The organism is Halorientalis sp. IM1011 (genome assembly GCF_001989615.1).
Taxonomy (GTDB): Archaea; Halobacteriota; Halobacteria; order Halobacteriales; family Haloarculaceae; genus Halorientalis.
The window spans coordinates 3,363,607-3,381,613 of sequence record NZ_CP019067.1; the positions used below are offsets into that span (position 1 = coordinate 3,363,607).

Below are 18,007 nucleotides of genomic sequence, written 5' to 3' on the forward strand. Positions count from 1 at the left end.
GACGAGGAAACCGGCGGCATCGTTATGCGCCTGTGGGCGCAAGCGACGATCATGAGCGACGATCGACCGACAGAGGCCTGCGGCCGGTGTTCGATGACGACCGTCGTCGACGCCGCGAACGCCGACGGCGAGTCCGACCGCACGGACCCGTTCGCGGACGACCGTATCGAGGTATCGGAGTCGTCCATCCGACGGGTCTCGCCGGTCGCGTGGACGCGGCGGGCCACGGCCCGACTGAACGCTGTCGTGGAGCGGCTGACGTACGGCCGCTGATCAGTTTCGACCCACCAGCAGGTACGTCACCGCGAACAGGATGGCCGCCAGGGTGGCGACGTTGACGAGCGTGAACTCGTACGCGCCCACGAAGGCCAGCCCCCACGTGACGACGAGCGCGAACAACGTCGAGAGGATCGCGTTCATCGCCAACAGGACCCGGGGGTCGCCGCTGGAACCGCTCGCGCCCTCCTCGAACCCCTCGTGGTCCGCGTCGTCGCGATTCTCGTCGGCCATGCTCCACAGAGGGAGTGACCGCCACTTATCTCTTTTCGGCAGCAATCGACGGGGCCCGGTACTGACGGTGCCAGAGAGACCGCCTCGTGTACTCCGGACGCCGAGAGAACTAAGCCGGTATAGACGAGAGTTAGCACCATGGGAATAATGGACACGGTCACCGGGATGCGCTCTCCGGACAGGAAGGCCGGACGTGACACGGCGGGTGAGGAGTCGGCGGGTGCGTACTGGTGTGACGGTTGTAGCGTCCGCGTCCGTGATGTCGCAGTCGACGAGGAAGGACTGGCTCGGGACGACGAGGGGACGCCGCTGTGTCCCGAGTGTGGCGACGCGATGCGGTTCGAACGGAGCCACGGCGAGGGGTGTGCGTGTTGAGTGGGCGGGTGGACCCGAGGCTCGTTGCGGTCGGCGGCCGGCGCGGACAGCTTTTTCACCGCGAGCCCGTTCGTGGGAAACGATGACACTCGCCGACCGGATCGCCGCCTACCGGGAACTCCTCGAGGAGTGGATCCACGGGTTCTATCACGGCATGATCGAACATCCGGCCTACGAGAAGATCGAAGACGAGGCCGAGGACCTCGAAGACGCGTTCATGCTGGCGTGTTTCCCGGACGCGTTCGGCATCCCGTCGCCGGTCTCGTACTACACGGCCGAACTGCTCCCCTCCCTCGAAGACGAGTTCCGGGCGTGGGAACGCCGGCTCTGGGACCGCGAGACACCACTGGAAGGGAAAGCCGAGGGGTACCACTTCTGATGCCTGGAATCGCCACGCGGGGGCGGTCGTAGTGGAGCCGTTCGTGTTCTTCGGCGGGAAAGGCGGTGTCGGGAAGACGACCGTCTCCTCCGCCTACGCGCTGAAGTGTGCCCGGGCCGGCGTGGAGACGCTAGTGGTCTCCACGGACCCGGCACACTCGGTCTCGGACGTCTTCGAACAGGAGTTCGGGGACGAACCCCGCCCGGTCGACGGCGTCGAGGGGCTGTCGGCGCTGGAGATCGACCCGGAGGCGGAAGTGACCAGCCACCTCAACGAGATCCGGACGCGGCTCTCCGACCAGGTGTCCACGCCGATGGTCAACGAGATCGACCAGCAACTCGAGATGGCCCACCGGACGCCGGGGGCCTACGAGGCGGCGCTGTTCGACCGGTTCGTCGACGTGATGCGATCGGCGGGGGACTACGACAGGATCGTCTTCGACACCGCGCCGACGGGGGGAACGCTCCGATTGCTCGCACTACCGGACTTCTTGGAGTCGTGGATCGACCGGCTGATGGACAAGCGCCGGGAGAGCATCGACCTGTTCGAGAAGGCCGCAATCGGGAACCGGGAACCCCGGCGCGTGATGGACGGCGATCCCATCCTGGCACACCTGCAGGAACGGAAGTCGTTCTTCGAGTTCGCTGGCGGAGCCCTGCGCAACGACGCGACCTTCTTTCTCGTGTTGAACCCCGACCAGCTGTCCGTGAACGAAACCGAGCGGGCCATCGAGGACATGGACGCGGAGGGGCTGGGCGTCCGGGGCCTCGTCGCGAACAGGCTCACGCCCGAGCCCGACCCCGACGAGGATGGGCGCGGCGCGCGCTACCTCCGGGATCGGATCGAGACCGAACGCGACCGCCTCGCGACCGTCCGGGAGCGGTTCGACCCGCCCCTGGTCGCAGAGATCGAATCGCGAACCCGGGAGATTCAGGGCGATCTCCTCGACGACGTGGCTGCAGAACTCGACGTCGACGTCACGCCCGAGGATCCGACGTTCGTGAACGCCGGGTAGCCAGCGGCGGTGTCTCGGAGATAGGGCTCGTTCCACGCGATTCGAGGCAAAGCAATTAGGTGCCTGCTACCGGATACCACGACCATGAGTACCGAGTCGCTCTCGACGTTCGAGTCGTCCGTTCCGGGGGAGGTCCACCGGACGACAGCCGAGGACGCCGGCGAGGCCATCGCCGACGCCGTCGAATCACCCGCGATCGGGACGGCGCTGCCCTACGACGGGGTTTCGCTGCCGGATTCCATCGACACCGACCCGTCCCCGTCGGCGCTGGAATCGGCGGCCACGGGCGTCACGCCGGCGACGATGGGGATCGCCGACTATGGGACAGTCGCGATTCCCTCGGGCACGGCTGGCGAGGAACTGGTCAGCCTCTACACGCCCCGCCACGTCGCCGTGGTCGCGGCCAGCGACGTGGTTGCCGACATGCCGACGGCCTACGAGCGACTCGGCGAGGACTTCGCCGCCCGAGCGGATACGCAGATCCTGGCGACGGGTCCGAGCGCGACGGCCGACATGGGGACGCTCGTGCAGGGTGTGCACGGCCCCTCCGAGACGCACGTCGTCGTGCTGGAGGACCGATGAGCTCTCGCCGCGACACCGCCGACCGCCTGCGGGAACTGATGGAGACCGAGGGCGACGCCGTCGCACAGAACACCCGAACGGTGAATCAGCTCTCGGACTACGCCATCCAGCGGTTCGACGACTACGAGGACCTGCGCGACGCGGCCCGTGGGATCAAGGAGTCGGCCATCGAGAACCTGCCCGAACTCCTCGATCAGGTCACCGAGGCCGTCGAGGAAAACGGCGGGCAGGTCCACGTCGCCCAGACGGCCGCGGACGCGAACCGGATCGTCGAGGGGATCATGGCCGACCGGGAGGCAGAGAAACTGGTCAAGAGCAAGTCGATGACGACCGAGGAGATCGACGTGAACGACCACCTCGAATCGGCGGGCTACGAGGTGGTCGAGACCGACCTCGGCGAGTACGTCATCCAGATCGCGGACGAAGCACCGTCCCACCTGATCGGGCCGGCGATGCACCGCTCGCCCGAGGACATCGCCGAGCTGTTCAACAGCGAGTTCGACCTCGAGGCGGACCTCACCGGCGACCCCAACGAACTCACCGAGTTCGCCCGCGAACGGGTGGGCGAGCACATCCGCGAGGCCGACGTGGGCATGACGGGCGCGAACTTCGTCGTCGCTGAGTCGGGGACGCTGATGCTCGTCACGAACGAGGGCAACGCCCGGAAGACGGCGGTGACGCCGGACACCCACGTCGCCGTCGCGGGAATCGAGAAGCTCGTCCCCAGCCTCGCGGACCTCCAGCCGTTCACCGAGCTGATCGCCAAGACCGGCACAGGACAGGACATCACCTCGTACGTCTCCCTGCTCTCGCCGCCCGTCGACTCCCCGATCCCGGACTTCGAGGCCGACGAGATGCGGCCGGCCGACGAGCGGGAGTTCCACCTCGTCCTGCTGGACAACGGCCGGATGGGGATGCGCGAGGACGACGACCTCCGGGAGACGCTGTACTGCATCCGGTGTGGGGCCTGCTCGAACGCCTGCTCGAACTTCCAGGCGGTCGGCGGCCACGGCTTCGGCGGGGAGACCTACACCGGCGGCATCGGCACCGGCTGGGAGGCCGGGGTCCACGGCCTCCAGAGTGCAGACGAGATGAACGACCTCTGTACCGGCTGTTCGCGCTGTGAACCGAAGTGTCCGGTCGAGATCGACATCCCGTGGATCAACACGGTCGTCCGCGATCGGATCAACCGCGAGGCCGAGGGAGACGAGTTCGACTTCCTCGTCGAGGGGCTGACACCCGACGAGGAACCCGCCGGGCTGGACCTCCAGAAGCGACTGTTCGGCAATATCGGGACGCTGGCGAAAACCGGTTCGCTCGCGCCCGGCCTGGTCAACACCGTCGCCGGGAGCCGTCCGGGGAAGTGGGTGCTGGAGCAGGCCTTCGGCGTCGACCCGCGCCGCGACCTCCCCGAGTTTGCCGAGGAGACGCTTCGGGAGTGGTACGGGGCCCGAGGCGCGCAGGTGACCGACCCCGACCGGGACGTGGTGCTGTACCCCGACGTGTACACGGACTACTTCGACCCCGAACGCGGAAAGGCCGCGATCCGGACGCTGGAATCCCTCGGCGTCCGGGTTCACGTCCCCGCCGTCCCGGAGAGCGGGCGGGCCCCACTGTCTCAGGGGATGATCGAGACGGCCCGCGAGCGGGCCGAGTCGGTCCACGGCGCGCTGGTGACCCACGTCGACGACGGGCGGGACGTGGTGGTGATAGAGCCCAGCGACCTGGCGATGTTCCGCCGGGACTACGGGAAACTCCTGCCCGAGCGCTCTGCTGAACGACTGTCCGAGAACAGCTACGACGTGATGGAGTACGTCTACGGCTTGCTGGACAACGGAGCCGACGCGGAGGGGCTAGACGCGCCGGGCGACGACGGCGACGCCGACATCGCCTACCACAGCCACTGCCAGCAGCGGACGATGGGCGTCGACGAGTACACGGAGTCCGTCCTGTCGGATCTGGGGTATAGCGTCCGCACCTCCGACGTGGAGTGTTGCGGGATGGCGGGGAGTTTCGGCTACAAGAGCGAGTACTACGAGGTCAGCATGGACGTGGGCGACCACCTCCGGGACGACCTCGGCGAGGTCGAGGGGGCGACGCTGACCGCCAGCGGCACCTCCTGTCAGGAGCAACTCGACGTGCTCTACGAGCGCGAGGTGCCCCATCCGATCGAACTGATCGCACCACGGTAGCCCGCGTCGCACGCGACCGCTCGAAGAACAAGGCCTTTGAGGGTGGGTTCGTGAGACAGTTGCAGTGCCTCCCGACGCCGACGACCGGGTCTACTACGTGATCAGCGACCTCCACATCGGGGGTGACGAGCAACTGGGCGAGGTCGACTTTCTGGCGGAACTACTGGACTTTCTCGAACGCCTGGAGCGAACCGACGAGGACGCCGAACTCGTGATCAACGGCGACGCCTTCGGCCTCTGGGAGATGACGACGGTCGAGGGGACGGCGAAGTTCGACCTGCTGGTCGAGACGTACCCGCGGCTGTTCGAACAGTTGCGCGTGACCGGCGAAAATATCGCGATTACGCTGGTGCCGGGCAACCACGACCACGAACTCGCCGCCTACGACGAGTACGTCGAGCGATTCGCCGAGTACAACGTCGACCTCGTCCAGGACCAGTCCGTCACGCGACGGGTCGGCGACAGCGTCGTGTACTTCGAACACGGGCACCAGCGGGACCCGAACAACCGGATCGACGACTGGGGGAATCCACACGCCTCGCCGCTGGGGTACTACTACAACACGCTCGTGACGAGTCGGGCGGGCCAGCTCTCGGACCGCGGGCGGTACAACTGGCTGAAGGACGTGCAGGCGGTCACGCCGACCGAACGGATGCCGGTGTGGCTGCTCTCGAAGTACTTCTACCTGGAGATGAACCCGCTCCTGCGGTACGCGCTGGTCCCCTTCCTGCTCCTGTTCAACATCAGCGCCGTCCTCGCAGTGCTGGCGGGCCTGTCGGTGGCCGGGATCTGGTCGGCCCCGATCGAATGGGGAACCACGTTCCTCGGCCAGTTCGGCAGGGCTGGGACCGCTCTCTGGTTCCTGCTCGCGGTCAACGTGACCATCGCCGGCCTGCTCCTGCTCGTGGGTGTCCCGCTGTACTTCCTTCGACGGGACGTACGCAAGACCATCGAACGATTCGGGGTCTTCGAGACCTCGATCACGGTCGACGCCGAAGGCCCGTACGAGGAAGCCGCCCGCGAGATCTTCGATGCGAACCCCGAGACCGCCGTCTTCTGCTACGGTCACACCCACCGTCCCGGAATCAAGGAGGTGGACGGCGGTGTGCTGGCCAACAGCGGCACGTGGCTCAAGCGCCTCCACCGCCGTGACGGTATCATCGGCGTCCTTCCACCAGTTTTCTACCCGTCCTACCAGCTCTGTGCGATCCGGATCGCCGCCGAATCGGACGCCGTCGCCGTCGAGTACGAGGAGATCCAGAAGGCAAGTCCGAGTCCCGAGGAACTCACGCTGACCGAACGGTTGCTCACTGTGGGTCGGAAACCGGACACCGACCTCCCGGATCGGACGGTCGTCCCGAACAAAGGGACGGACGGGACCGAAGCGACCCCGGAAGCGGCCGAGTAGGGGAGGGCTGGGCTACGTCACTCCGAGGAGGACGAGTATCCAGACGAATCCTGCGACGCCAGCAGACCCTGGGATCACAGTGAACAGCCTGACCGGCGTAGCCAACAGGTACCCCAGCGGCTGGAGCGGGCCCGGGAGGTCACCGGCCGTCGCTAGCAGTGTCTCGGTGTCACCGATGCTCGGGAACGCGGTCAACGCGAAACACGCGCCGAGCCAGTAACACGGTATCGCAACGAGCGGTGTTCCGGCAGCGGACGCGAGCGCGAACGCGGCGAGCGCGAGGCCCGTGTTGACCGGGAGGGGTGCGACAGCGATCAGCAGATCGACCGGGAACGACGTGACGGGCTCGTGGTCGAGATACGCGTCGGCGGCGAAGGGGTTCAGGATGGACGACCCGACGACCCCGACGCCAGTCAGCCGGCAGGCGAGCAGGTGGGCGGCCTCGTGGCTGACGATACCGGGTGCGACCAGTGCCGTCTCCACGGCGTAGTAGAGATCCGTGATCGAGGGCGACCTGTCGTCTGTCACGGGGGTAGGTCTACTGCGGGCCGAAGCGTCGTATGTCCATCGGTCACGCCGCGAGCGGCGGGTTCTGGCATCGCCTCGGCTGACGCTCGTCAGACACCTGCCAAAAGTTAAGAGGGAGGCTGTGCTGGGGTTTCGTATGGACGGACCAACGCAGGAAATTACCGCACTGGTGGGGCGAGAAGTGTATTCGAGCAACGGTGTCTTCGTCGGTGAAGTCGAGGACGTGCGGCTCGATCTCGACGACGTGCAGGTCACGGGGCTGGCCCTCCACGAGATCAATCACGACCTCTTCGGCGAGCGCGCCCGCGGCAACCGCGGCGTCATCCTCCCCTACGACTGGGTGCAGGCAGTCGGGGACGTGGTGCTCGTCAGCGACATCATCGAACGGCTCCGGACGCCCGAAGAAGAGCAGGAAGAAGAGATCACGGCCTGAGTTGCAGTCTCTCTCCCTTTAGCTCCCGTTACTACCGCCTTCGCTCCCGTCGACGCCCATCGCCTGGAAGAGTTTTTGCTTGACGGCCTGTTCGGTGAGTTCCAGCAGGGTGTCGCGGTTGTCCTCGTTGGTCTCGATCCCGGTGAAGATGCCCAGCGGAATCTCTGCGCTGGCGTCCGTCGAGTGGCCGGCGGTCTCGCCGATGTCCTCGAAAGCGTCCTCTAGCACTGCGCCGATGTCCATCCGGATGTCCTTCGAGCGAGCGGCCAGATAGATCGTGTCGTCGGCCAGCGCGAACACGGCGGTCGTGGTGATGCCCTCCAGATTCAGGAGGTGCTGGGCGGCCTGTGAGAGCGCGTCGCGGTCGCGGATGAACCCGGCGTTGGAGATGAGATGCGAGCCCTTGACCTCGCGGTTGCGGATGGCCTCGGCGAGCACGTCCAGCGTCTCGGGTGACATCGAGGGGGATTCGACCTGTTCGAGCGTGTCGTGGTCGGCGAACGGATAGAGGTAGGCCGCGGCAGTCAGATCGGCGGGCGTGGTGTCGCGTTTGAAATCGAGCGTCTCGGCGCGGATGCCGTAGAGGAGGGCGGTCGCGACGTTCCCGTCGAGGCTCAGGTCGAGTTCCTGGATGTACTTGGTGAGGATGGTCGAGGTGGCGGAGACGTTGGGGCGGACGTCGACGAAGTCGGCGTCGTGGTCGTGTTCGGGCTCGAAGTGGTCGATGACCACGTCGACCTCGTGATCGACCTCTGGCTCGCCGCCCTTGGCGTGGTCGACGACGGCGAAGGTGTCGTAGTCGTCGAGATCCACGTCTGTCCGCTGCTGGAGTTCGATCCCGAGCAGGTTGACGAACGCGCGGTTCTCCTGATGGCCGATCTCGCCCTGATAGATGATGTCGGCTTCGACGTCGAGGCTGTCGGCGATCAACTGGAGCGCGGCGGCGCTGGCGATGGAGTCGGGGTCGGGACTCCGGTGGATGAGGATGGCCATGCGCTCGTCGGTGGCTTCGATGACGTCGGCGAGCTGAGTGGCCTTGTACTCCAGTTCGCCGGTCTCCAGCGCGCGGAGCGCGGAGTCGGCGATGACGGCGGAGGGGTTGATGACCACGTCGGCACCGGCTTCGGTGAGTTCGTCCGCGGAGACGGGGTCGGACGCACGGGCGACGATGAACTGTTCGCCGTCGCGTTCGCGGACGTTCTCGACGGCGGCCATGTTGGCCTCGACGTCAGAGGAGAGGATCAGAAGGACGTCCCGGTCGTCGATGGTCTCGGCGGTCGACGCTTCGCGGATGTCGGCGGTGCGTGCGTCGAGGTCCTGGTCGCGGAGTGCCTCGACGCGGCCTTCGTCTTTGTCGAGGATGAGGACGTCTTTGCCTTCCGTCTCCAGTTCTTCGGCGACCGCGTGCCCCACACTCCCACAGCCAAGAATCGCATACGTAGACATCGAGGCCATCGTAATGGCGCTGCTCATGGTACAGGCGCTCGGACCGGGAGCTACTTATAACACACCTTCCCGTCACGTCGTCGAACTGGTTGGATCGCAGACCGCCCGACCACGGAAAGGAAACGTATTTCAATACCACCCCGTAAGATTCAGTCGCCGCGAGGGCCGATAGCTCAGTCCGGCAGAGCGACGGCCTCTTAAGCCGTCGGTCAAGGGTTCAAATCCCTTTCGGCCCGTTATTCTTGGCGTCGCTCACTCCGAGCGACGCCGAATCACGTGAGAAAGGATTTGAAGTAGGCCACGAGGGAGCGAAGCGACCGAAGTGGACGTGGTTCAAATCCCTTTCGGCCCGTCCACCTTTTTTCACGGGGGCATCGCCCCGAGCCGGAGGCTCGCGGCTCAACCCCCGCCAAAAAACGTGGGCGAAAAAAGCGGGACTCGCGCTCCACGCGAGTCCCGTGAACCGCGCTCGCGTAGCTCGCGCGGATGCTTGACAGTGGACGTGGTTCAAATCCCGTTCAGCCCGTCTACCTCGTTCGGTACGGTCGCCGGCACGAACCCCTATCAGAGAGCCGGCCATACCGTGAGCCATGACACGCAGACGGGATCTGCTCCGGGTGGGTGCGGCCGCGGTTGGTGGGGCACTGGCGGGGTGTTCGTTCTTGGAGAGCAACACGCAGCCGTCGGAGTCGGTCGGGACCGAGCAGGTAGCGGCCGGATTTACCGCGCCACTGGGGATGGAGACGGTCGGAGACGGTCGCTTTCTGATCGCCGACCAGACAGGACAGGTGTATCCGGTGGATTCGGACGGGCGGCGCGAAGAGCCAGTACTGGACCTCACAGATCGAATGGTCGAGCTGAATCCCGGCTACGACGAGCGTGGACTGTTGGGGATTGCGACGGGACCGAACTTCGCTGAGCGGCGGCGACTGTTCGTCCGGTACAGTGCCCCGCTCCGGTCGGAGATGCCCGACGGATACAGTCACACGTTCGTCCTGTCGTCGTTCGCGGTGGACGAGAACCTGCGGGCGGATCCGTCGAGCGAGCGAATCGTGCTGGAGATTCCCGAGCCACAGGCGAACCACAACGCCGGATCGGTCACCTTCGGGCCGGACGGATTCCTCTACGTCGGGGTCGGTGACGGCGGTGGCGGCAACGACGTGGGACAGGGCCACGTCTCGGACTGGTACGACCGTAACGACGGCGGCAACGGGCAAGACATGACCGAGAACCTCCTGGGGAGTATCCTCCGGATCGACGTGCGCGAGGGTGCGGGCGGGAACGGGCGGGCGTACGGGATCCCCGACGACAACCCACTGGTCGGGCGAGACGGCCTTGCCGAACAGTACGCCTGGGGCTTTCGCAACCCCTGGCGGTTCTCCTTCACCGACGGACGGTTCTTCGTCGCGGACGTGGGGCAGAATCGGTTCGAGGAGGTCAACGTCGTCGAGCGGGGCGGCAACTACGGGTGGAACGTCCGGGAAGGGGCCCACTGTTTCAGCACGGACGATCCGGGGTCGCCGCCGGCGAACTGTCCCACCGAGACCGACGACGGAGAACCGCTGGAAGATCCGATACTCGAATATTCCCACGAAGGTAACGGTGTCAGTGGGATCTCTGTCATCGGTGGTTACTACTACACTGGCGGCATCGGACCACTCTCCGAGCGGTACGTATTCGGCGATTATCAGGCGGAGGGGACGATCTTCACCGCCAGTGAACCCGACGACGGTGGGCTCTGGAACCTGTCGCGAGTAGAACTGGTGACCGGGAGCGGCGAGGGTCCCGGGCAGTATCTGCTGGCGTTCGGTCGCGATACCGACGGCGAGCTGTACGTGCTGACGACCGACAGCGGCGGGCCACAGGGGAGTTCCGGCGCCGTCCATCGGCTCGTGGCGGTCTGATTCGACTCGCCAGCGAAGAATACTTGTGGTGCCCTCGTCACGTTCCGACGATGTCAGACTTCGGTAGTTACACCTGTGGGAACTGCGGCGAGGAGTTCAGCGCACACCCGAGCTCGAACGCGGCAGCCAACACCTACTGCAGTCCCGCGTGCGAGACCATCGGCAAAGGACTCTGACCGTCGGTTTCTGGCCGGGAAGGCCGGCTACTCTTCGGGGCTGTAGTTCGGCGCTTCGTCGGTGATGACCACGTCGTGGGGGTGACTCTCCTGCTGGCCGGCCGAGGAGACGCGAACGAACTCCGCGCGCTCTTTGAACTCCGGGATGGTCTCGGCGCCGACGTAGCCCATCCCGCTTTGCATGCCGCCGACGAGCTGGTGAAGTTCGTCTTCGAGGGGGCCCTGATACGGCGTGGCGGCCTCGACGCCCTCGGGGACGAACTCCTCGTCTTCGTCTTCCTCCTTGAGGTAGCGTTCGCCCCCGCCGGACTGCATCGCGCCGACGCTTCCCATGCCGCGGTACTGCTTGTACTTCTTGCCGTTCATCGTGATGACTCGGCCCGGTGCCTCGTCGGTGCCGGCGAAGTAGGAGCCGAGCATCACGGCGTCCGCGCCGGCCGCGATTGCCTTGATCGCGTCCCCGGAGTAGCGGATGCCGCCGTCGGCGATGACGGGCACGTCCTGCTGGCTGGCCACGTCGGCGACCTGCGCGACGGCGGTGATCTGGGGCATCCCGGACCCGGTGACGACGCGGGTAGTACAGATCGACCCGGGGCCGATGCCCACCTTGACGCCGTCGGCGAAGTCGACGACGGCTTCGGCGGCCTCGCGGGTGCCGATGTTGCCGACGACCACGTCGGCCTCGACGCGGTCTTTGATGTCGCGGGCGCTCTCGATGACGTTGCGGTTGTGGGCGTGAGCGCAGTCGATGAAGAGCACGTCGGCACCGGCGGCGTCGGCGGCAGTCGCGCGTTCGGTGTCGTGGGGACCGACGGCGACGCCGGCGCGGAGTTTGCCGTTCTCGTCGCGGGCGGCGTCGTCGTACTGGCGGCGCTGGAGGATGCCCTGCATCGTCACCAGTCCGACGAGCCGGTCCGCATCGTCGACGATGGGGACGCGCTCGATCTTGTGGTCGTACATCAGTTCGAGCGCTTCGCGGGCGGTCACGTCCTCGGGGGCCGTGATGACCTCGTCGGTCATAGCCTCGCCCACCTCGTCGCGCTCGCCGACCTCCAGGTACGGCCGGATGTCGGTGCCGGAGATGATCCCCAGCACTTCGTCGTCCTCGTCGACGACCGGGGCGCCGGAGACGCCCGCCCGCTCCATCATCTCGTCGACATCCTGGACCGTCTGGTCCGGGTTGGCCGTAACCACGTCGCGGATGATCAGTTCGTCGGCGCGTTTGATGCGCTCGACTTCGGTGACCATCTCGTCGACGGTCATGTTCTGGTGGAGGACCCCCAGTCCGCCCTGCCGGGCCATTGCGATAGCCATGTCGCTCTCGGTGACGGTGTCCATCGCGGCCGAGAGAACTGGCACGGTGAGCTCGACGTTTTTCGACACCCGCGTCGCCGTGTCCGCCTCGTCCGGTTCGACGCGACTCTCCTTCGGTCGCAGGAGTACGTCGTCGAACGTCAGCGCCTCCGGAACCCGGAGTTTCTCCGAGAAGAACTCGTTGTCGTTCGCCATGTAAAGCGTGACACCGGCCCGGGGAAAAACGTTGCGAGACGGCTCGCCCCAGGATGTAGTTCACACCACACCTGAACAGTTCCCACCACGTTTTCACTGGCCGGAAGTGTGTGAAGGCATTGCAAATTGCCAGTTCGTGCAACGTTCAATCAGAGTTATGCGAGAATAGTGGACGATTCCTGTGGCGTGGGATCGGATACCACACAACGTTTATGGCTCCGTCAACACTTGTTACGGGTATGGACTCCGCCAGTCGATCGAACGTGCGTGTCGCGAGCGAGCCGTCCGCAGTTGCGGGTGGCGACTTTACATTTTGCGACGGTCGCACATTCAATACGGCGGAGAATACGGCCAAAGCGGGCGGCGACGGCGAACCTCGCCGACGCGCCCCGGTATATCGTGTACACCACCCGATGGCCACGGGAGAGGGCCGTTCGCACTGAATGAGCCAGTCTCAGCACCCGGTCGCACTCCGTATCGAGCAGCGCGTGGGTGGTGCGACGCGCCTGCTCGCGACCGTCATGTGTCTGCCCCTGCTGGACGGCATCTTCCCCGCGCTCGTCCTCGCGGGTGCGCTGTCCGACCCGACCGGCATCCTCGAGGTCGGGCTGCTGATCTTCGGCGGGAGCGCGACCGTCGCGGTCATCCTCGCGGACATGGACGGCTCCCCCAGAGAGCAGGCGAAATCCATCCTGCTCGTCGGGAGCGTCGTGGTCGTCGGTGCCGTGGTCGAGGCGGCGCTGGCCCCGACCATCGCCGGGTTCCTCGACCTCGCGGTGTTCGAGCGGTTCGCCGGCCTCGTCATCCTCGCCGTGGCGGCCCAGACCGCCAGCGCCCGGATCGGTGACTACCTGCCCCGCCCGGCGATCATCATCGCACTCGGGCTGGTGGCCAGCGTAGATCCCTCGGGTGCGGGGCTGGTCGTCCAGCTCGACCCCGACCTGATGCTGCGAGCGGCCGCCGCGGCGCTCGTCGCCGTCGTCTTCGCGCTCCACCTGGCCCTCTTCGGCCCGTGGCTGCGGGGCATCGTCGACATCGACCGGTTCCGGTTCGGGAGCGCCGTTGCCCTCGGTGTCCTCCCGCTGGGTCTGTTCGGTCTGGTGCCCGGCGACGCGCCGCTGGCACTCGCGGTACTTGGGATGACCTTCCTGTTCGCGTTCGATCCCCAGGACGCGGTGGCGGACCTCCGGTCGGACGACGAGGGCGAAGACGATGACGACGACTACGAGCCCGTCGGCCCGGCGAGCGCCGACACCGTCGCGGAGGAAGACCACGCGCCCTGGTTGTGAGCGTTCCCGGGAAGGGAAAGCTTAGGGACGTGACCCCGCGAGTGTGGGTATGGCCGACAACCGCGTCGTTCAGGGCCGGATGGTCACGCCCGGCAAACTGGCAGAGCTCATCGAAGGGGAGAGCGTGATGGACGCAGAAGCGATCGAGGACGCCGACCGGGACTGCCCCGAATGCGGCGGTAACGTCCTCCGAAGTGGGCTACATGCCCTCCGTCACCGAGTTCGTCACCGGCCAGAAGTGCCAGGACTGTGACTGGTCCGACACGGACCGGGACTGATCGAATCGAAATCCCTTTAGGGAGACTCATCCAAGCAGGTGATGCGGGGTCGTGGCCAAGTCCGGCATGGCGACTGACTCCAGAGGCACCGCGCCCGGTGACGAAACTCCAGACTGATATACTGAGCGGACGGCTGATCACCGCCCGCGCTGATGACCCTCTGGAGTTCCGAGGCGCGACCGGAGATATCAGTCGATCGGGAGTTCAAATCTCTCCGACCCCACTTCCTGACGAACCGATATCCGGGAGCTCCGCGTTCACTCCTCGTACTCGTACTGATTCAGCGTCGTAAACATAACGTCCTCCAGTACCTCCTCGCTCGTCGCTTCTAACACGACGGGCGGGGCGACGCCCTCGTCCTCGGCTTCGAGCCAGCGACCGACGCAGAGACACCAGCGGTCGCCGGGTTCCAGTCCGGGGAAGTTCAGTTCCGGACGGGGCGTCACGAGGTCGTTCCCGCGGGGACGCGCTGAACTCGAGAAACTCCTCGGTGACGACGGCACAGATCTCGTGCCGGCCGGCGTCGGCGGGGTGGGGGCGACAGCAGCCGTCCCGCTCGAAACCGGTCGCCGGGTCGTCGGCTGCAGGTCTCTAGCTCCATCCCGAGGACGTTCTGCTCGTCGGTCATACCACCGATTGTGGCGGACGGCGGAAAGAGGTGTCCACCGACAACGGAAAGCGGGTCGTCAGTAGCCGTTCTCCTGAGCGTCCACGACCGCCACCGCCGCCAGATTGACAATATCATTGACCTCGTCGCCGCGCTGGAGGACGTGGACGGGCTTGTCCATACCGACGAGCATCGGACCGATAGCTTCGGCTCCACCCAGACGCTGGAGGAGTTTGTAGCCGATGTTGCCAGCTTCCAGATTGGGGAAGACGAGGACGTTCGCGGGGCCGTCGAGGTCGGAGAACTCGTAGTCCTCGGTCAGCAGGTCCTCGACGACGGCGGTGTCGGCCTGCATCTCGCCGTCGACGGGAAAATCAACGTCGGGGTCGGCCCGGAGCCGCTGGGCGGCCTCGCGGGGCTTGCGCGTCCCTTCGTTGTCGACCGAGCCGAAGTCCGAGTAGGAGAGCAGGGCGGCGCGGGGGTCCACGTCGAACCGGCGGGCGAGGTCGGCGGTGTGGCGCGTGACCTCTTCGAGCACGTCGGCGTCGGGGTTCTGGTTGACGGTGGCGTCGGCGACGAAGACGACGCGGTTCTTGAACGTGAGCATGTAGACCGCCGGCGGCGTAGTCGGCGTCGTCGGCGGTACCCACGACCTGCAGCGGTGGCTTGAGCGCCGAGGGATAGTTGTGGGTGAGGCCGGTCAACATCACGTCGGCGTCGCCCATCTCGACCATGACGCTGGCGAGGTAGTTGTCGTCCTCGACGAGGTCGGCGGCCTCGGTCCGCGTAATCCCGTTTGCGCTTCCGGAGTTCGTACAACGCTCGGCGTAGGGATCGAGCTGGTCTTCCTCCGGGTCGACGACGACGGGATCGAAGTCCAGTCCGAGGTCGTCGATGGACCGCCAGATCACTTCGCGGTCGGCCGACGAGGATGGGTTCGGCGATCCCTTCGGCGGCGAGCTGATGGCCAGCGCGAACGATCTTCTCGTCGTCGCCCTCCGCGAGAACGACCCGTTTCGGTGCGTTCGTCGCGCGGTTGAGGACGACCCGCATCATCTCCCTCGACTTGCCGAGGCGGGCCTCGAGCCGTTCGCGGTAGGAGTCGAGGTCGAGGTCGCGACGTGCCGCACCGCTGTCCATCGCGGCGCTGGCGACGGCGGTGGCCACCTCGAACAGGACGCGCGAGTCCAGCGGTTTCGGGATGATGTAGTCGGGGCCGAACTGGAGCGGTTCGTCGTCGTAGGCCTTCCTGACCGCGTCGGGCACGTCGGTCCGTGCGAGGCGGGCGATGGCCTCGGCCGCGGCGACTTTCATCGCCTCGTTGATCTCGGTCGCGCGGACGTCTAGCGCGCCCGGAAGATGAAGGGGAACCCGAGGACGTTGTTCACCTGATTCGGGTAGTCCGAGCGGCCGGTCGCGACGATCACGGTGTCGTCGCGGGCCGCCTTGGCCGACGCGTAGTCGATCTCGGGATCGGGATTGGCCATGGCGAAGACGACTGGGTTCTCGGCCATCGACCGGACCATCTCCTGGGAGACGATGCCGCCGACCGAGAGGCCGACGAACACGTCCGCGCCGGCCATGGCGTCGGCGAGGTCGCCGCGCTCCTCGGGTTGGCTGGCGAAGGGCTCGACGAACTCGTCGAGGTCGTCGCGCTCGGTCGTGATGATCCCGTGTTCGTCCGCAATCGTGATCTGCTCGCGGGGACGCCCAGCGAGACGTAGAAGCGAGCGGTCGCGGTCGCGGCGGCCCCCGCGCCGGCGAAAGTGATGTCGAGATCCTCGATGTCCTTCTCGAGGATGTGGGTGGCGTTCAGCAGGGCCGCGCCGGTGATGATGGCGGTCCCGTGTTGATCGTCGTGGAAGACGGGGATCGACATGCGTTCGCGGAGGCGCTCCTCGATCTCGAAACACTCCGGCGCTTTGATGTCCTCCAGATTGATCCCGCGAAGGTCGGCTCCATGCCGGCGACGGCCTCGACGAACGCGTCGGGCTCGTCGAAGTCGTACTCCACGTCGAACACGTCGATGTCCGCGAAGCGCTTGAACAGGACGCCCTTGCCTTCCATCACGGGTTTGGAGGCCTGTGCGCCGATGTCGCCCAGTCCGAGCACGGCGGAGCCGTTCGAGACGACGCCGACGAGGTTGCCCTTGGCGGTGTAGGTGTAGGCCTCGGTGGGGTCGTCGTCGATCTCGCGGCAGGGGGCGGCGACGCCCGGCGAATACGCGAGGCTCAGATCGCGTTGCGTGTTGGTCGGTTTGGTCGTCTCCGTCTCGATCTTCCCGGGCGGATCGGTCCGGTGGTACTCCAGTGCGTCCTCGTCCAGTCCCATACATGAGGCCAGTCACCGCGCGGACAAAAATCGTGCCCGGGCCGCGCGGGCAGATGCCACACCGATTGGGCACTTCCATCCGAGTCTGAACCACGATCGGTCACCGCAACCGGGACTTATTCGCCGCTGGCGTCCCTGGTCCGAGTCGATGGGTGGTGTCACCGTCGCCCGGTCTCGAACGGTCGTCCGCGACCTGGGCATGATCGGGGCCGTCGCGGCCCTGCTCGTCTGGGTCCACGTCGCGCTTCCGCCCTCGATCAAGACGCGACTGGCTTTCCGACACGAGTCGGTCGCCCGTCTCGCTGTACACCAGCGCGTTCGTCCACCTCGATCTGATGCCTGCTGAGCAACGTGGCGGGCTACGTCGCCGCGGCCCTGGTGGCCTACGGCCTCTGCGTCCAGATCGGGAACCGGCGATGGTTCCGCGTGACCTTCGCCTGCTTCGTACTCGTCTTCCCCGTCCTGGTGAGCCTCACCAGCTACGCCATCATCGGACTGCTCTACCCCGGTATCGAGCCGGTGAGCCGCGGGTTCTCGGGCGTCGGTGCGGGCTTCGCCGGCTTCGTCTTCGTCACCCTGCTCGCGGCGCTGACCCGGCTGTACGACTACCGCGTGGCTGGCTACATCGGACTCGCCATCTGGCTCTTGCTCCTGTTCGAGGTGTACCTCATCTACGTCGGGAACGTGACACTCCCGTCGGCGGTCTCTTCGTCGTCGGCTGGGGGCCTGCCTGGTAGGGATCGGCCGGGCGTCGACAGGTCCACTGATACTCTCACGGTCCCCGTCACGGGTCGAACTCCTCCAGATACTACAGACTGCGCTCGTCGTGATCCTGCTGGTGAGTTTCGTCTCCGTCCTGTTCCCACCGGAGATCGTCGAGGACGGGACGGTCACGAACATCTTCGCACACGCCGCCGGCTTCCTCTACGGCATCGGCGGGGCAGCAGTGACCGCGTGGTACACCCGAGTGGGGTGACCGGCGAAACAGTTATGTGTGTTACTGTCTAACGTGGGTATGGAACCCCAGTTCGCTGGGGTTCCCGAC

17 protein-coding genes, 2 tRNA genes and 3 pseudogenes are annotated in these 18,007 nt (G+C 66.1%); 16 read left to right on the top strand and 6 right to left on the bottom strand.

Translation table 11 applies throughout. The annotated features are described in order from the left end of the window. The first annotated feature begins 51 nt into the window (after nucleotides 1–51). Entirely contained in the window at nucleotides 52–273 is a 222-nt protein-coding gene (locus tag BV210_RS17500; RefSeq protein ID WP_077207905.1) for a hypothetical protein, read from the top strand. Here the strand turns inward: BV210_RS17500 and BV210_RS17505 are convergent, their stop codons facing one another. Next, complete coding sequence (locus BV210_RS17505) at nucleotides 274–510, bottom strand: hypothetical protein (protein ID WP_077207906.1); 237 nt, start codon at nucleotides 508–510, stop codon at nucleotides 274–276. A 138-nt stretch (nucleotides 511–648) separates the two neighbouring features. Between BV210_RS17505 and BV210_RS17510 the strand changes: the two genes are divergently transcribed. The 6 genes from BV210_RS17510 (at nucleotide 649) to BV210_RS17535 (ending at nucleotide 6,461) form a co-directional block, all read left to right on the top strand. After that, nucleotides 649–885, top strand: coding sequence for a hypothetical protein (locus BV210_RS17510; RefSeq protein ID WP_077204662.1), 237 nt, complete (start codon nucleotides 649–651; stop codon nucleotides 883–885). An 82-nt stretch (nucleotides 886–967) separates the two neighbouring features. After that, nucleotides 968–1,264, top strand: coding sequence for a hypothetical protein (locus BV210_RS17515; RefSeq protein WP_077207907.1), 297 nt, complete (start codon nucleotides 968–970; stop codon nucleotides 1,262–1,264). A gap of 31 nt (nucleotides 1,265–1,295) precedes the next feature. Next, nucleotides 1,296–2,279, top strand: a complete 984-nt coding sequence (locus BV210_RS17520; RefSeq protein ID WP_077207908.1) for a TRC40/GET3/ArsA family transport-energizing ATPase — start codon at nucleotides 1,296–1,298, stop codon at nucleotides 2,277–2,279. An 84-nt stretch (nucleotides 2,280–2,363) separates the two neighbouring features. After that, nucleotides 2,364–2,861, top strand: a complete 498-nt coding sequence (locus BV210_RS17525; RefSeq protein ID WP_077204663.1) for an LUD domain-containing protein — start codon at nucleotides 2,364–2,366, stop codon at nucleotides 2,859–2,861. Further along, nucleotides 2,858–5,053 (top strand): LUD domain-containing protein, encoded by a 2,196-nt coding sequence (locus BV210_RS17530; protein ID WP_077207909.1) that lies wholly within the window; start codon nucleotides 2,858–2,860, stop codon nucleotides 5,051–5,053. The genes BV210_RS17525 and BV210_RS17530 overlap by 4 nt, the downstream gene beginning before the upstream one ends. A gap of 64 nt (nucleotides 5,054–5,117) precedes the next feature. Continuing rightward, nucleotides 5,118–6,461 carry a metallophosphoesterase gene (locus tag BV210_RS17535; RefSeq protein WP_077207910.1) on the top strand — a complete coding sequence of 448 codons (1,344 nt, stop codon included), beginning with the start codon at nucleotides 5,118–5,120 and terminating at the stop codon, nucleotides 6,459–6,461. A 12-nt stretch (nucleotides 6,462–6,473) separates the two neighbouring features. Here BV210_RS17535 and BV210_RS17540 read toward each other — a convergent pair whose 3' ends face one another. Next, nucleotides 6,474–6,989, bottom strand: a complete 516-nt coding sequence (locus tag BV210_RS17540; RefSeq protein WP_077207911.1) for a hypothetical protein — start codon at nucleotides 6,987–6,989, stop codon at nucleotides 6,474–6,476. A 136-nt stretch (nucleotides 6,990–7,125) separates the two neighbouring features. Between BV210_RS17540 and BV210_RS17545 the strand changes: the two genes are divergently transcribed. Further along, the gene (locus BV210_RS17545; RefSeq protein WP_077204668.1) at nucleotides 7,126–7,422 is read left to right on the top strand and encodes a PRC-barrel domain-containing protein; all 297 of its coding nucleotides are present in this window, start codon (nucleotides 7,126–7,128) and stop codon (nucleotides 7,420–7,422) included. Between the two features lie 18 nt (nucleotides 7,423–7,440). Here BV210_RS17545 and BV210_RS17550 read toward each other — a convergent pair whose 3' ends face one another. Continuing rightward, nucleotides 7,441–8,895 (bottom strand): DHH family phosphoesterase, encoded by a 1,455-nt coding sequence (locus BV210_RS17550; protein WP_077207912.1) that lies wholly within the window; start codon nucleotides 8,893–8,895, stop codon nucleotides 7,441–7,443. Nucleotides 8,896–9,030: 135 nt separating this feature from the next. On the opposite strand from BV210_RS17550, the gene BV210_RS17555 reads away from it, so the two are divergent. From BV210_RS17555 to BV210_RS20790, 3 genes are all read left to right on the top strand, one after another. Beyond that, nucleotides 9,031–9,104 (top strand) — tRNA-Lys (locus tag BV210_RS17555). A 354-nt stretch (nucleotides 9,105–9,458) separates the two neighbouring features. After that, a complete protein-coding gene (locus BV210_RS17560) occupies nucleotides 9,459–10,772 on the top strand; it encodes a sorbosone dehydrogenase family protein (RefSeq protein ID WP_077204669.1) in 1,314 nt (437 codons plus the stop codon). Between the two features lie 50 nt (nucleotides 10,773–10,822). Further along, nucleotides 10,823–10,948, top strand: coding sequence for a hypothetical protein (locus tag BV210_RS20790; protein WP_256385541.1), 126 nt, complete (start codon nucleotides 10,823–10,825; stop codon nucleotides 10,946–10,948). A gap of 27 nt (nucleotides 10,949–10,975) precedes the next feature. Here BV210_RS20790 and guaB read toward each other — a convergent pair whose 3' ends face one another. Continuing rightward, nucleotides 10,976–12,457 (bottom strand): IMP dehydrogenase, encoded by a 1,482-nt coding sequence (guaB, locus tag BV210_RS17565; protein ID WP_077204670.1) that lies wholly within the window; start codon nucleotides 12,455–12,457, stop codon nucleotides 10,976–10,978. Nucleotides 12,458–12,900: 443 nt separating this feature from the next. Here guaB and BV210_RS17570 point away from each other — a divergent pair, with 443 nt between their 5' ends. From BV210_RS17570 to BV210_RS20010, 3 genes and pseudogenes are all read left to right on the top strand, one after another. Then, nucleotides 12,901–13,746 carry a DUF5794 domain-containing protein gene (locus tag BV210_RS17570; protein ID WP_077204671.1) on the top strand — a complete coding sequence of 282 codons (846 nt, stop codon included), beginning with the start codon at nucleotides 12,901–12,903 and terminating at the stop codon, nucleotides 13,744–13,746. 49 nt (nucleotides 13,747–13,795) lie between these two features. Continuing rightward, nucleotides 13,796–14,024: pseudogene (locus tag BV210_RS17575) on the top strand (DUF5795 family protein). A gap of 45 nt (nucleotides 14,025–14,069) precedes the next feature. After that, nucleotides 14,070–14,247: transfer RNA gene (locus tag BV210_RS20010), tRNA-Trp, on the top strand. Nucleotides 14,248–14,281: 34 nt separating this feature from the next. Here BV210_RS20010 and BV210_RS17580 read toward each other — a convergent pair. Next, a pseudogene (locus BV210_RS17580) lies at nucleotides 14,282–14,652 on the bottom strand (DUF2237 family protein). Nucleotides 14,653–14,710: 58 nt separating this feature from the next. Next, nucleotides 14,711–16,962 (bottom strand): annotated as a pseudogene (locus tag BV210_RS17585) (NADP-dependent malic enzyme). A 148-nt stretch (nucleotides 16,963–17,110) separates the two neighbouring features. Here BV210_RS17585 and BV210_RS17590 point away from each other — a divergent pair. Together BV210_RS17590 and BV210_RS20015 are read left to right on the top strand one after the other, a co-directional pair. Continuing rightward, nucleotides 17,111–17,308 carry a hypothetical protein gene (locus tag BV210_RS17590; protein WP_077207913.1) on the top strand — a complete coding sequence of 66 codons (198 nt, stop codon included), beginning with the start codon at nucleotides 17,111–17,113 and terminating at the stop codon, nucleotides 17,306–17,308. Nucleotides 17,309–17,800: 492 nt separating this feature from the next. Further along, nucleotides 17,801–17,938, top strand: coding sequence for a hypothetical protein (locus BV210_RS20015; RefSeq protein ID WP_157526093.1), 138 nt, complete (start codon nucleotides 17,801–17,803; stop codon nucleotides 17,936–17,938). Nucleotides 17,939–18,007: the final 69 nt, after the last annotated feature.